This is a genomic window from Arthrobacter sp. YA7-1, from assembly GCF_025960325.1.
Lineage (GTDB): Bacteria > Actinomycetota > Actinomycetes > Actinomycetales > Micrococcaceae > Arthrobacter > Arthrobacter bambusae_A.
Window position 1 is genome coordinate 378,873 of record NZ_CP110114.1, and the last position, 12,980, is coordinate 391,852.

Genomic DNA, 12,980 nt, shown 5'->3' on the forward strand with positions numbered 1-12,980 from the left:
TGATCACTCGGAGTGGCCGATCCGCTGGTAGGCGGCCGGGTTGGCCTTGCGCAGCACGAGGGCCAGCACGGTTCCGGCTGCAAACACGAGCGGCGCGACGACGAGGAGCGTGGTGTTGACGGGGTCACCGGCCGGGAGGCCGGTGAGAAGTTGGGTGTTGTTGGCCATCAGGCAGGTCACGGCGCACATGATGACGGTCGCGGCCACGGCCGAAGGGACGACATACCAGCGAAGGCCATGGTCCTTGAGCCGGGTGAAAAAGACCACGACGCCGACACCCGTGAGTGCCTGCAGGACGAGGATGCCGATCACGCCCGGGGTGTTCGTCCAGATCAGGAACTGGGTGAACGGGTCCAGATGGAACAGTGCCGCGCCGATCACGAGGGCGAGGGCGAGCAGGGTCTGGTCGAACCCGGCCACGGAAGGGGTGCGGTATCGCGGGCTGATGCGGCCGGAGCGTTTCGGGAAGATGCCCTCGCGGCTGAGCGACAGGGTGTAGCGGTTGATGGTGTTGTGGAAGGAGAGTTGGGCGGCGAAGATGCTGGTGACGATCAGGACGCTCATAAGGTTCACGCACCAGCCGCCCGCGAAGTTGCCTGCCGCGATGTAGGCGGTGTCCCCGGCGTCGAGGTGGCCTGCGGCGAAGGCTTGGACGGCGTCCGCTCCGAAGGCCTGGACGATGATCCAGACGGCGAAGGCGTAGAACGCGCCGATGAAGGCGATGGAGATGTAGGTGGCACGCGGGACGCTGCGATCGGGGTCCCGGGCCTCTTCCCGGTACAGGGCTCCGGATTCAAATCCCATGAAGGCGGAGAAACCAAGCCCGAGGACGGCGGCGAACTGCGGGGAGAAGACGGCCTGCGGGCTGAATGATTCGAAGCTGATGCCGTGTGCGCCGCCCTGAGCCAGGACGAACGCGGCGACGATGGCGACGATCAGGGTTTCGAGGGTGAGCAGGACGGCGAGGACCTTGGCGCCGACGTCGATTCCGCGCCAGCCCAGGTACCAGACGGCCCCGATCGACACGATCGCGTAGAGCCACCAGGGAAGTTCCACACCGGTGAAGGACTTCACGGCGAGATTGGCTTGGATGCCCAGCAGTCCATAGAGGCCGATTTGCAGGCCGTTGTAGCTCATCCAGGCAGTGAGGCCGGAGCCGAGGCCGACCACGCGGCCGAGCGTTTTCGAGATGTAGCCGTAGAAGCCGCTGTAGGACCGGACGTGGCGGGTAAGCGCCATGAAACCTATGGCGAACAGGCCCAGGCCGATGGCCGCAGCGAGGTAAATGGAGGGAGCCCCGACGCCGCCCACGGCGAGGGCAAGCGGGGCGATCCCGACGACGATGGTCAGTGGAGCGGCCGCCGACACCAACATGAACACAATGTCGCGAGTGCCTATTGCGTTCTTCTTCAATCCGCCGTCAACGCTGACGGTCGCGGGCGGCGCCATTGCCGCCGATTCTTTAGTGAAAGCCATTCACTTATTGTGAGGTGCGGCATAGGTTTGCGTCAAGAGGGTCTGTTCTGCAGCCCCGACGCCCGCTCACGTATGTCGCCTTTTCGGTCGACGCTCGCTCACCCTGGTGAGCGAGCGTCGGGCGAGATGGGCTTATAAGTGAGCGGGCGTTGGGGAAAGTGGGCTTATAGGTGAGCGGGGATCGCGGGGGAACGCGAGTAATTTTCCAACATTCCGGCGGTAAGTTACCCTGCGTTAGCCTTTTGTCTGGTTGGATTGTGTCTATTGGGACTGAAACTGGAGGCGCCGCCTCCTACCGACCCGAAGGTAGTAATGGAGCTCATCGAGGCCGAGCACCCGCGGCCAGGACACGTACTTCTGCACCTTAGCGACTCCCATCTGTTGGGAGGGTCGGAACCCCTTTACGGCGCGGTCGACAGTGAAGCCCATCTGAGGCAGCTCTTCTCGGAAGTGCACGCGTCAAAGGTCCGCCCCGACGCCGTGATCTTCACCGGTGACCTCGCCGATCAGGGTGAACCGGGTGCCTACGCCAAACTCCGGTCGATCGTCGAGCCGGCCTGTCGAGAGATGGGCGCGCGGGTGATCTGGGCGATGGGAAACCACGACGACCGGGCGAATTTCCGTGCCGGCCTCTTCGATCAGAGCGACAATGACGCCCCGGTGGATCACAGCTACTTCGTCAACGGGCTGCGGATCATCACGCTGGATACCTCCGTGCCCGGCTTCCATCACGGTGAGCTAAGCCAGAGCCAGCTCGACTGGTTGGAATCGGAGCTCGCGACGCCGGCTCCGGACGGCACGATCCTTGCCCTCCACCACCCTCCGGTCCCCAGCGTCCTCGACCTATCCATCCTGGTGGAGCTGCGCGGCCAAGCGGCGCTGGCCGACGTCGTACGCAATTCGGATATCCGCTCCATCCTGGGCGGCCACCTGCACTACTCCACCACCGCGATGTTCGCAGGCGTCCCGGTGTCGGTGGCTTCCGCGAGCTGCTACACGCAGGACCTCAACGTTCCGCAGGGCGGCACCCGCGGCCGCGACGGTGCCCAGGCATTCAACCTGGTCCACGTTTACGAGCAGACGATCGTGCATTCGGTGGTGCCATTGGGCAAATCGCCGACCGTTGGTGAGTACGTCAGCCCGGAAGCTACGCGGCGGCGGCTCGCCCAAGCAGGCATCCGGATTCCCCAGCGAGCCACGCATGAACGCGGTTCCATGGCCGACGCGAAGCGTCCGGAGATGACCCGCCGCTAGCGGACTACTTCTCCCATGGGGCTTTGACCGGGAAGTACTTCTCCATGAAGTCCGTGACGAGTCCGGCCCTTTCGTCGGCAGCCACTTCGGGGAAGCTGCCATCGTTGAGGCAGAAGAAGTCCACGTTGCGTTTGGCGAGCAACGTGGGCAGGTAGTGCAGCCCGGACCACAGGGTGGTATCCACGTACCTGACCTTGGCGGCCGTCTGCGTCACCGCCCGGCCCGTGAGCAGCGAATAGTAGTGGTAGAACGAGTTGGTCACGGAAATGTTGTCCGCCGCACGGAACCTGCTGGCCGCCGTCTTGGCGAACTCGGCCGGAAACTCGCGCTCCATCTCTGCGATGACGCTACGCCGAAGGGGCGCGGCGGTGTGCTCCAGATGGCGCGTGGTGATGCGCCCGAACCGCTCCCAGAGGAGCTTCCTGTTGACGCGGGCAGCGTTCTCGAAGCCGCTGCGTTCGGCGTCGTTCTCTCCCAGCCCGATCCGGGTGGAAGCTTCGATGAACTTGGTGATTCCGCCGGGAGTGAAGAACATGTCCGGTGCAACAGGCCGGCCGAAGAACATGTCGTCATTGGAGTACAGGAAGTGCTCGGAGAGGCCCTCAATGTGGTGCAGCTGGGATTCCACGGCCTGGGAATTGTGGGTGGGCAGCACGGTGGGGTCCTTGAAGAACTCCTCGCTGCGCATGATCCTGACGCTCGGGTGCTCGGCCAGCCACTCCGGCGCGGGGGAGTCCGTCGCGATATAGATCCGGCGAATCCAGGGCGCATACATGTACACCGAGCGCAAGGCATATTTGAGCTCGTTGATCTGCCGGAAACGGGCTTCGTGAGCGTCTCCCTCGCCCACAACTGCGTCTTTCATCTGCTCGCGGCGTGCCGCAATATACGCGGGGTCGTTTCCGTCCACCCATGAAAAGACGATGTCGACGTCGAAGTCGATGTCGCTCGCGTGGTCCGCGAACATGTTCTCGATGGTCGGCCAGCTCAGCCCGTGGCGTTCCACCGTGCCCCGGACAGCGTCCTGGCGCAGCATGGTTCGCCGGGTCAGGGAGTTCTCCACCGGCAACACAAGTTGTTCGCCGTCGAACTCCCACAATTCAAGCTGCACGCCCAACGAGGGACCGTACGTCAGCCCGCCCCCGGGTTCCACGCGTGGACGGAAGAGCCGGAAAATCCGGGCCTTCCGGTTGCTGGACAACTCGCCGTCGGCCACCAGCAGCGTGGATTTCTTCCGCGCATCGACGGTCATGGAGTAGAACGGCTCGTTCCGGAAAGCCGAGACCAGAGCCTGGCGCAGTTTCTTCCGGAGCTTCCAGTCGACGGCGATCACGGGCCGGTGGTCGTTGCCGCGGACCAGGATGAAGTCCAGGCCGGCCGCGTCGAGTGCGGCACGGATCACGAGTAGATCTTCGACCATCACCTCCTGCGGGGTGCGGTTCTGGTTCAGCAAGCTGTATCGGCCGCGATGGCGGACGACGTCGGCGCGGTGCTTGAGGCGCGCCTCGACGGCGGGCGACGTCGGTTCGGGAACGACCGCATCGTCGTCGGAGGCGGGGCTACCAAAGTAGATTGCTTGCTGGTCCATGTCTGTGATGGCTTTTCTCCGAAAGATTGTGGTTGGCGCGGGCTTGGTGAACCTAGCCCACCAAGGCTTCACGCCAACTGTGCAGGAACGCGCCTCCGGCGTCGTCGTGAATGACGTCGTCGCCCAGGCCGAGGTTTGTGGCTGTAAGAACATCGTAGGGCTTGTTGGGCACGCCGTCCGCGGGCCGGACGTCGACGTGCTTCACGCTGTGGTCATTGTGGTGGAGCCAATCCGCCATGGCGTAGTCAGTGCGCGAATCGCCCACTGTCCGCCAAGCCTGCGGGGTGATCCCTTGGGCGGCGAGGAGCTCCACCGCGCGGCTGGCGCCGAGATCCTTGCCGAGCCGGACGGACTCGATGTCCGTAGAAATGATGGTGGGGTCCAGGCGGTAGTCCGCGGCGTCGTCGGACTCTGGTGCGTGGTGATCCAGGATCGCGGCAGAGAGCCCGTGCTTGCCCATGAGTTCCAGGGCGTCGGCGTCGAAGAGCTTCTGCTCGGCAAGGTAGTCGTCACTTGAGACGTCCAGATGCTGCTCCACCGACACCATGGCGCGCTTTGTCTCATCGAAGAACATGTGCGTCGCATAGTCCTCTGCCACCATGCGGCGGACGTCGTCGCCGTAGGCCTTCGGAACGGCAAGCTCATGGTCCACATGGATGGGCCCGGGACCTCCCGAGGTGTAGCTGAACCACACGGCGCCCTTCTCGCAGATCGCGTGGACCACGGTTCCGGCGGGCATTCCGGCGGCGATCATGGGCGCCATGACCTGCTCGCGGATGAAAGCGTCCGAGCGGCCGGTGTTGAAAATGACGGGGATGCCTGCGGATGCCAAGCCCACAAGGTCCGCGATGATCGCCGGCTTCACATCGCGCGTCACGGGGCTTGCGACGGGACCGTCGACGTCGAGGAGCAGTGCGAGGGCGGGAGCGGCCGGGTGCGTGCCTGGCATTGAAGCAGTCATGATCCCATTCTGTCAGTCCGGCGGGACGGCGGCAGTGGTGTGACGGCCGACGGCGGTAGGCGCCACCGTTCGGCGTACGCGGTCCGCCAACGGTTACCTTTTGGCCACAACCTTCGTGGCCGACTTCTCACAAGTTCCCTTGGGCGCCTTACTTCTTTAGGCTTGCACAGTGATATTCAAAGCTGTGGGCGAGGGACGCCCGTACCCCGACCATGGTTTTTCCACGCCAAAGGACTGGGCCTCGCTGCCCCCGCGTCCGGTCCGGCTCGATGAACTTGTCACCACCAAGCGCACCCTTGACCTTGAAGCCCTGTTGGCCGAGGATTCGACGTTCTTCGGCGACCTCTTCCCCCACGTGGTGCAGTACCAAGGCCTGCTGTATCTCGAAGACGGGCTCCACCGCGCAGTACGGACCGCGCTCCACCAGCGCACTGCCATCCACGCCCGGGTGCTCGTGATAGATGGTTAACGAAACAATCCCGGAAGAGCAGGTGGCCGTGCCCGAGAACGCGGATCCGGGGAAGCGCCCGAAACGTCCCGGTAGGCAGAAAGATCCGACGACCCTGCACGGGCATCGCGTGGTCACCGGCCCGGATCTCCGGGCAACTTTTGCTGAGGCTCCCGGGCCTGAGAGCCATCCGGGGTGGTTCAGCCGCCGCCTCCTGCACGGGATCGTTCTCGCGCTGCTTGTCGGAGTGGTTGTTGCCGGACTCGTGGGGGCATGGGCAGTCATGAACGGCGTGATCCGTTTCCCCTCCGCCGTTGCAAGCCAGGCGCCGTCCGCCGTGTGTCCCGCCACGGTTTTCGACTACACGCCCAACAACAAGATCAGCATCAATGTCTATAACGCTGCCGGCAGGCCCGGCCTGGCCAAGAACGTGGCGGACCAGTTGAAGGCCCGGGGATACAACGTCGGCACGGTCGACAACTCCACTACGAGCTACACCGGCCCCGCAGTGGTGGTTTCGGGATCCAGCGGCCAAGCGGCAGCGTTCAACATCCAGAAGAATATCGCCGGCACCGATTACGTCCAGGACCAACGCACGGATGGTTCCGTGGACCTCATCCTCGCCCCGGGATTCTCGGCACTCGTCCCACCGGAGCTCGTGGACAACACTCCGGGGAAGCTCAGTTGTCCCCGCCTCGAGCAGCGGATCGCGGACAACGCGAAGCTGCCGGTGATTCCGACGCCTTAGCCCGGCGGACGCAGCCAGCCCCGCGGGCGAGTCACGCCAGTCGCGCGGGCCGGCCGTCGTCGTCGAACCTTGCTCCTGCGCCCAACTGGATGAACCGCACCGTCTGGACCAGCCGCTCCTCAAGCTCGTCCAGCTCCGCCCCGTTCGCCGCATTGCCGCGTGCTGCGCTGGAGGACAGGGTTCCGTGGATGAGCCGGGCGAGCTGGCCGACGTCGGCGGGCGGGAGGTAGCCGGCGGCGATACCGTCGCGCAGGATGTCCTGGAGCAGCAGGTTGAGTTCGCCCACGTGGTCTGCCAGTTTCGCGAAGGAAGCGGGGGAGAGGACTGCCGCCATCGCAGGACCCGGCGGGAGGTGCCGTCGGCTGAGGTCTTCCACCTGGGCGCGCACGTAAAGGGCAAGGCGGTCCACCGGGTTCTGAAGTGCCGCGAGGGATTCGCGCAGGTCGCCCAGGAACCGCTCTGTCTCGTCCAGGGCGTACGCGATGAGGAGCTGTTCCATGTCGGCGTAGTAGTTGTACACCGCGGTCCGGCCGACGCCGGCGTGCCGCGCGACGTCGGTCATGGTCAATCCGGGCAGTCCGTGGGTGAAGAGCAGTTCTCCGAAAGCCGTCAGGACCCGGCGTCGGGTTTCAGCGCGTTGCGCGGCATTGGTGGCGGCCGTAATCCTAGGCATACAGACACTTTACAGGGATCTGTCAGTAAAGTTGGGCCGGCGGAGACCGTGGTTTCCCGGGGCTGGCCCGAAGCTAGTACCCGTAGATGCCGGAGATGGACTGAAATATGGACGAGGCATGGGCGATGCTGATCACCGAAGTCACGATCACCACGCCGATCAAGGTCCACACCGGGTCCAGGCCCCTGCCGGGCGCGACTTTCCGCACGATCACGGACCGGCCGATCACGTAGACAATGAGGTTGAGGAACGCCCATGCCCAATGAAACGGGAGCACGACACCTGCCTGCTGAAGCTTCTTCCAATCGAAATAGGCCGCGACGACAGTACCCGCGTACACGAGGAGGCCCACCCCGGCAGAGATGAAGTACCCGGGCGTGTAAATGGAGAACGGGTCAAGGGTCCGGACGCCCTGGATGTAGACAAAGCGCGGAACCGGATTCCACACAGCGGCCTGCAGCAGGACAGCGGCTAAAGGGGCGGCGACAATCGGCCAGACGAGGGCGTTGTAGACGGGAGCCTGCGGGCTGATCAAGGGACGCCACCTACCGGAAGCAACCGCGGGCTGCGACGGCGCGAGGTAACCGGACCAGTTCGTGCCGTTCCACCAGAGTGACCTGCCCGATCCGGCAGGGTCCGGATACCAGCCCGGTCCGGGCGGTACTTGGCCTGCAGCAGGACGTTCTGTCATGGGGCTCCTCATGTGGGTGGAAGTGATTCCTGGCAATTTGAAGATCGAGCCCCGTCGGGGCCCCTTCTATATACGCCACCCGTGCCCTGTTCGTGACGCACGCCACGAAATTTACGGGAAAGTCGCCGTCGAAGCTGGAAAGTTCGCCGGCCCGGGCCGGGATCCTAGATCGCGCAGCCGTCCGGGCCGCAGGCCTCGGCATCGGGGCTGCCGACGGCGACCAGCGGATTCGCTTCCTGCCACGCCTGTGTGAGGGCCTGGGTGAAGACCTCCGAGGGCTGGGCGCCGGAGAGTCCGTACTTGCGGTCGATGACGAAGAACGGCACGCCGGTGACGCCGATCATCCGTGCTTCGGCGATGTCGCCGCGGACGTCCTCCGCGTAGTTGTCGGTGCTGAACAACTCGGCGATTTCGGCTTCCGGCAGGCCCAGGTCGTCGCCGAGGCTGCTCAGGTATTCCTGGCTGCCGATGTCCTTGCCGTGTTCGAAATGGCCGCTCAAGAGCAGTTCCTTGGCTTCGTCCTGCTTGCCGTGGGCGGCTGCGAGATGGATCAGGCGGTGTGCCGTGAAGCTGTTGGCCACCACGACGTCGTCGAAGCGGTAGCTGAGGCCCTCGCCTTTTGCCTGCAACGCGACGTGCTCGAACATCTGGCTGACCTGCGCGGGGTCCATGCCCTTGCGCTTGCTCAGGTAATCCAGCTCGGTGCCGTCGTAGTGTTCCGGGATGCTCGGATCCAACTGGTAGCTGCGCCACTGGATCTCGACCGAGTCGCGGTGCGGGAATTCAGCCAAGGCCGCTTCGAACCGGCGCTTTCCGATGTAGCACCACGGGCAAGCGACGTCTGACCAGATCTCAATCTTCATGATGGCGACAACCGGAAGTGGACGCCGGTCATTCCCGGCCTGGCCTGTTGGACTGGTCACAGCCCGGCGACGGCCCGCTCCATCACGAAATCGTGCTCCACGGAATCGCCCAAGCGGAACGACTTGGTCCCGACCTTCCTGAATCCGCTCTTCTCATAGAAGCGGATGGCTTTGGCGTTCTGGCTGTTGACGCCGAGCCACACACCGGCAGCCCCCGAGCCGGCAGCGCGGTCCAACGTGACTTTCATGAGCTCCGCGGCAGCGCCCAGGCCGTGGTGTTCCGGATGCACATAGCACTTGCTCAGTTCCGTGGAAGGGTTGAGCGTCAGGGCCGAAGCGACGTCGGTATCGCTTGTGGGTCGGGCCACGAGCATGCTGTAGCCGCGGAGTTCACCGGCGGCGTCGATGGCCAGGATGGTGATGTCCGGATCGGCAAGGTATTCAGTGAACTTCTCCGCGCTGAGCGTCCTGCTCAGGTGCGCCGCGATGTCTTCGGGCGAGGAATCCGGCGGGCAGGCGAGCGGAAAGGTGACGGCGGCAAGCTCTGCCAGCGGTCCGGCGTCGTCCGCTGTCGCTTCACGGATTGTCTGGCTCATGCGGTCCTCTCAGGCAAACGGGCTCGGAAATGCACCTCAAGACTGATCTTAAGGGGCATTTCCGGAAGAATTACGACGGCGGTGGTCCGCCCGAGAGTTGGGCGAAGGGTTCCCGCCTAGGCTGCGAGGTGTTGGCGGATCCCTTCGACAATGAGGTCGTGATCCTCCTGCGAAGAAAGGCCTGACGCAGTGACGGCCGCGACCACGCCAACGCCCCGGACCCGCACGGGAAACGAGCCCCCTGTCACGGCGTAGTCGGCGCCCAGCCACCCACTGGCCACCGGATCGATACCGGCGGAGGACAATCGGGCTTCTACAAGTGCGCTGCTGGATTCCATCCGCAACACGAGTGCGGATTTCCGTGCGATCCACGATTCCTGGTCTGGTGTGATGCCGGGTAGCGCCGCGCGGAAAAGGATGAGCCCGGGGCGCCGGATGTCGATGCCGATGGCATGGCCTGCCGCCTGGGCCATGCCCGTGAGCCGCGAGCCGAGCCTCCAGGCGTCACCGTGATCGAAAGAGGTGAAAATCAGTTCCTCTTCCTGGCGTTTGAGAGCTTCCAATGCTTCAAGAGCGCTGATGCCGGCCATGGCGCTACCGTTCTTCCGTGCCGTAGGGTTCGAAATCGAACTCCTGAAAGTCGGACACTTCCTTCGCCCAGCGGGACTCCACGAATCCGACGTGGGCAGGATGGTCATTTTAGGAGCTGAAGGCCTCCGCGCCGTCGAACGTCATTTCAAACTGAAGGCCAAGCGGGCTCTTCTGTGAAATCTGGCGGGATACGCGGAAGTCCTGCACTACCGGTATGGCAGTCAGTGTGGCGACTGCTGCGTCCAGGAACTCCCGTTCCCCGGAGGAACCGGGCTCGTGGATGAGGGAGAAAGCGACCGTGTGGCGGATCATGGCGTTCCAATCGAAGTGCTGACGGGATAGGCAACATAAGCGAACCGCTCCGAGTCGGGCGACCAGCTGTTGACGTTGAGGGTTCCCTGCCCGCCGAAGAGCGGCCAGGTGTGGAGCGGCGTCGCCCAGTCGCTCGTGGAAAGAACGACGACGTCGACCGGCAAGTCCGCGGGGTGGCCTTCCGTGCCGCCGGGGAAGCGGATGTAGCTGGCCAGCCGCCCGTCGGGCGAGAGGTGCGGGAACCAGTCGACGGTGTCGCTCGCCAGCAGGTGCTCAGGCTTGCCGCCGCTCGTCCGCACCCGGGCGAGTTGGGCGTGGCCCGGCCGGTCGGTGAAGGCTTCGGTATTGAAGTACAGCCATTCGCCGTCGGGCGAGTACTCGGGACCGTCGCAGTGGCCAGGGCCGGTGTCCACGAGCGCGGATGGGCCGCCGGCCGCAGGCATCGTGATGAGCCGGCCAGGCTGGGTGAAGTCCCCGGCTTCTATCCCCACGTAGGCGAGCGTCTGTCCGTCGGGCCTGACGCCGTGGAGGAAATGGAACCACCCGTCGTCGGCCGTGAGGCGGTCCGCCTCTCCGCCGTCGAGGTCTGCGCGGTAGATGTGGCCATCATTCGCCGAGAGGTAGATGGTGGAGCCATCGGGCGCGAGGACGTGGTCGTTGTTGAGGTCCGGGATTCCGGTGATGGCTACCTTTTCGAGCCCTCCCGAAAGATCCAGCCGCCAGAGGGCGCCGTGACCGTTGAGGATGAGGGCCTGGCCATCGAGCGTCCAGTTCGGTGCTTCCAGCAGGATCTCGTCCGTGGCGAAGGCCAGTTCGGAAGCACCTGTGGCGGAGGCGATCCATACTTCGCAGCGCTGGCCAGGTTGGAGGGTCCGTATCACTTGGGGGCCTCGACGGAGCCGCCCCGGAGTTCCTTGATCCGGATGTTCCGCCACCTGCATTGTGCTCCGATACCCCAGCGGGCTTCGCCGAACACGGCGTCGTTGTCGTGGACCTCGAGCGCGATGTGTCCGCTGTCGCCAAGCACCTCGAAGACCGCATCGGCGTCGTAGTTGGGGGATTGCAGGGTGGCGGTATCCAGTTCCGCGATCTTGAGGCCGTTGATCCACGTGGTGATGACAGGCATGCTGCCGACGCAGCGGATCCGCAGCTCGTTCCACTCGTCCCAGCGCCACACGTCGAGGAAATCGCCGACGTCGGCTGCGTAGCTGAGCCGGGCACGCTTCACTTCCGTGACGGGTTCCACAGAGGTGGCCGGGTTGTCTGCGACAAGGCCGGTGGGGCGGCCGGCGTCGTCCCGGGCGACGTCGATCGCGAACGGAACCGCCGAGAAGCTCGCCAGTCCGTTGCCGAAGAAGCCGCCGATGCCACCGGAGGGGCGGTGGTCCACGAGGACTTGGAACCCTTCCCAGCTGTCCCGTTGACGCCGGATCATCACACCGGTGTCCGCAGGCCAATCGGGGCGCATCTCAAGCTTCAATTCGAAGTCCCCGAACGCCTGGTCGCTGACAAGGTAGCCGCCGTAGCCGCTCCCGGGTGAGTCCTGCTCGCCGATCAAGACGCCGTCTTCAACCTTCCAGCGGGCAGGATGCTTCTCCGGCTCTACGGGGCGCTGGAGTCCGAGGCTGTCGAAGTGCTCAAGGACGCTCGGGCCGCCGGGATACACCGAGCCATAAATGCGAGGCGCAGCGTGCCACCCGGCCAGGCTGGCGCCGTCGAACAGCGGGACGAACCCGTCGTTACCCACGTCGGACACCACCTAGTCCTGGCTGAAGGCGGCGTCGAAGCTGGTTTGGGAGGGCGGGAAGTCGAACTTCTTGAGGGCCGCTAGGGCTTCGGGGGCGCCGTGGAGGCGGTCCATGCCCGCGTCTTCCCATTCGACGGAGATCGGTCCGTTGTAGCCGATGGCGGTGAGGGCCCGGAAGGAGGATTCCCAGGGCACGTCGCCGCGTCCGGCGGAGACGAAGTCCCAGCCGCGGCGGGGGTCGCCCCAGGGCAGGTGGGAGCCCATGACGGTGTTGCGGCCGGTGGGGCGCAGCTTGGTGTCCTTGCAGTCCACGTGGTAGATCCGGTCCTTGAAGTCCCAGATGAAGGAGACGGGGTCGATGCCTTGCCACATGAAGTGCGAGGGGTCCCAGTTCAGGCCGAACGCTTCCCGGTGCCCGATCGCTTCCAGGGTCCGCACGGTGGTCCAGTAGTCGTAGGCGATCTCGGAGGGGTGGACTTCGTGGGCGAAGCGGACACCGCATTCATCGAAGACGTCCAGGATGGGGTTCCAGCGGTCCGCGAAGTCCTGGTAGCCAGCCTCGATGACCTTCTCGGGGACGGGCGGGAACATGGCGACGTACTGCCAGATCGAGGAGCCCGTGAACCCGACGACGGTGTCCACGCCGAGGGCGCGGGCGAGGCGGGCGGTGTGTTTCATTTCCTCGGCGGCCCGTTGGCGGACGCCTTCGGGGTCCCCGTCGCCCCAGACCTTGGCCCCGACGATCCCTTGGTGGCGGAAGTCGATGGGGTCATCGCACACTGCCTGGCCCTTGAGGTGGTTGGAGATGGCCCAGACCTTGAGGTTGTATTTGTCCAGGACGGCGAGCTTGGACTCAACGTAGCCGGGTTCGTCCCAGCGCCAGGCGTCCAGGTGGTCCCCGGACACGGCGATTTCCAGGCCGTCATAGCCCCAGCCGGAGGCCAGCTTGGCGACTTCCTCGAAGGGCAGGTCGGCCCACTGGCCGGTGAACAGGGTATACGGGCGGGGCATGGGTTCTCCTTGCAAAAATTT

15 protein-coding genes are annotated in these 12,980 nt (G+C 64.8%); 3 read left to right on the forward strand and 12 right to left on the reverse strand.

All coding sequences use genetic code 11. The features are described 5' to 3' along the window. Positions 1-3: 3 nt before the first annotated feature. Positions 4-1,476: an APC family permease gene (locus OIT41_RS01865; protein WP_264637285.1), complete on the reverse strand. Its 1,473-nt coding sequence runs from the start codon at positions 1,474-1,476 to the stop codon at positions 4-6. 312 nt (positions 1,477-1,788) lie between these two features. On the opposite strand from OIT41_RS01865, the gene OIT41_RS01870 reads away from it, so the two are divergent. After that, complete coding sequence (locus tag OIT41_RS01870) at positions 1,789-2,730, forward strand: phosphodiesterase (RefSeq protein WP_241710104.1); 942 nt, start codon at positions 1,789-1,791, stop codon at positions 2,728-2,730. Positions 2,731-2,734: 4 nt separating this feature from the next. Here the strand turns inward: OIT41_RS01870 and OIT41_RS01875 are convergent, their stop codons facing one another. Then, positions 2,735-4,318 (reverse strand): stealth family protein, encoded by a 1,584-nt coding sequence (locus tag OIT41_RS01875; RefSeq protein WP_171983441.1) that lies wholly within the window; start codon positions 4,316-4,318, stop codon positions 2,735-2,737. A 52-nt stretch (positions 4,319-4,370) separates the two neighbouring features. Next, positions 4,371-5,279, reverse strand: a complete 909-nt coding sequence (locus OIT41_RS01880; protein ID WP_264637286.1) for a hypothetical protein — start codon at positions 5,277-5,279, stop codon at positions 4,371-4,373. Positions 5,280-5,448: 169 nt separating this feature from the next. Between OIT41_RS01880 and OIT41_RS01885 the strand changes: the two genes are divergently transcribed. Together OIT41_RS01885 and OIT41_RS01890 are read left to right on the forward strand one after the other, a co-directional pair. Then, the gene (locus OIT41_RS01885; RefSeq protein ID WP_059388531.1) at positions 5,449-5,748 is read left to right on the forward strand and encodes a type II toxin-antitoxin system VapB family antitoxin; all 300 of its coding nucleotides are present in this window, start codon (positions 5,449-5,451) and stop codon (positions 5,746-5,748) included. After that, positions 5,741-6,475 carry a LytR C-terminal domain-containing protein gene (locus OIT41_RS01890; RefSeq protein ID WP_264637287.1) on the forward strand — a complete coding sequence of 245 codons (735 nt, stop codon included), beginning with the start codon at positions 5,741-5,743 and terminating at the stop codon, positions 6,473-6,475. The genes OIT41_RS01885 and OIT41_RS01890 overlap by 8 nt, the downstream gene beginning before the upstream one ends. 31 nt (positions 6,476-6,506) lie before the next feature. Here the strand turns inward: OIT41_RS01890 and OIT41_RS01895 are convergent, their stop codons facing one another. The 9 genes from OIT41_RS01895 to OIT41_RS01935 form a co-directional block, all read right to left on the reverse strand. After that, complete coding sequence (locus OIT41_RS01895; protein ID WP_241710101.1) at positions 6,507-7,148, reverse strand: TetR/AcrR family transcriptional regulator; 642 nt, start codon at positions 7,146-7,148, stop codon at positions 6,507-6,509. Between the two features lie 73 nt (positions 7,149-7,221). Continuing rightward, a complete protein-coding gene (locus OIT41_RS01900) occupies positions 7,222-7,839 on the reverse strand; it encodes a DUF2510 domain-containing protein (protein WP_264637288.1) in 618 nt (205 codons plus the stop codon). A gap of 164 nt (positions 7,840-8,003) precedes the next feature. After that, the gene (locus OIT41_RS01905) at positions 8,004-8,702 is read right to left on the reverse strand and encodes a DsbA family protein (RefSeq protein WP_264637289.1); all 699 of its coding nucleotides are present in this window, start codon (positions 8,700-8,702) and stop codon (positions 8,004-8,006) included. Between the two features lie 56 nt (positions 8,703-8,758). After that, positions 8,759-9,298, reverse strand: a complete 540-nt coding sequence (locus OIT41_RS01910) for a GNAT family N-acetyltransferase (RefSeq protein ID WP_264637290.1) — start codon at positions 9,296-9,298, stop codon at positions 8,759-8,761. Between the two features lie 116 nt (positions 9,299-9,414). Further along, the gene (locus OIT41_RS01915; RefSeq protein ID WP_264637291.1) at positions 9,415-9,888 is read right to left on the reverse strand and encodes a heme-degrading domain-containing protein; all 474 of its coding nucleotides are present in this window, start codon (positions 9,886-9,888) and stop codon (positions 9,415-9,417) included. A gap of 109 nt (positions 9,889-9,997) precedes the next feature. After that, positions 9,998-10,201: a hypothetical protein gene (locus tag OIT41_RS01920; RefSeq protein ID WP_264637292.1), complete on the reverse strand. Its 204-nt coding sequence runs from the start codon at positions 10,199-10,201 to the stop codon at positions 9,998-10,000. Further along, positions 10,198-11,082, reverse strand: coding sequence for a TolB family protein (locus tag OIT41_RS01925; RefSeq protein WP_264637293.1), 885 nt, complete (start codon positions 11,080-11,082; stop codon positions 10,198-10,200). The genes OIT41_RS01920 and OIT41_RS01925 overlap by 4 nt, the downstream gene beginning before the upstream one ends. Next, positions 11,079-11,957, reverse strand: a complete 879-nt coding sequence (locus OIT41_RS01930; protein ID WP_264637294.1) for a DUF1080 domain-containing protein — start codon at positions 11,955-11,957, stop codon at positions 11,079-11,081. Before OIT41_RS01930 ends, OIT41_RS01925 begins: the two co-directional genes overlap by 4 nt. A 3-nt stretch (positions 11,958-11,960) precedes the next feature. Next, positions 11,961-12,959 carry a sugar phosphate isomerase/epimerase family protein gene (locus OIT41_RS01935; protein ID WP_264637295.1) on the reverse strand — a complete coding sequence of 333 codons (999 nt, stop codon included), beginning with the start codon at positions 12,957-12,959 and terminating at the stop codon, positions 11,961-11,963. Positions 12,960-12,980 lie beyond the last annotated feature (21 nt).